The organism is Pseudoalteromonas sp. Angola-30 (genome assembly GCF_028599215.1).
Lineage (GTDB): Bacteria > Pseudomonadota > Gammaproteobacteria > Enterobacterales > Alteromonadaceae > Pseudoalteromonas > Pseudoalteromonas atlantica.
On record NZ_JAQREI010000071.1, the window covers coordinates 1 to 441 of the forward strand.

Genomic DNA, 441 nt, shown 5'->3' on the forward strand with positions numbered 1-441 from the left:
TATGCCTACCGTGACCGCCGCACCAAGAAGCGCGTGTTCCGCCAGTTGTGGATTGCCCGTATCAACGCCGCTGCCCGTGAACTGGGCCTGACCTACAGCCAGTTCGCCAACGGCCTGAAGAAGGCTTCCATCGAGATCGACCGCAAGATGCTGGCCGACCTCGCAGTGCACGACAAGGCTGCCTTTGGCAGCATCGTGGAGCAAGTCAAGGCCAAGCTGGCTGCTTGAGTTCACGATGAGTGGCTATCTTTTTGATAGCTGCTTGCGCAATAACAGCAAGGGCTAGGGCTTGTAAAGGCACTAGCCCTTGTTCATTTTCACGGGTCGATAAAAACGACTTACGCAAAACAGGCTGCTGAGGCAAGACGCTTGCCACATGGCATATGCCAATGGCACTTGTGCATCCTTTTTTGCGTAAGTCATGAAAGAGTCGTTATGAAC

The 441-nt window shown here is 54.0% G+C and carries 1 protein-coding gene; it reads left to right on the forward strand.

What is annotated here, in order from left to right; genetic code table 11:
- The coding region (gene rplT, locus PSH54_RS20645) for a 50S ribosomal protein L20 (RefSeq protein WP_273607017.1) at positions 1 to 228 on the forward strand (228 nt) is incomplete at its 5' end.
- Between the last annotated feature and the right edge of the window lie 213 nt (positions 229 to 441).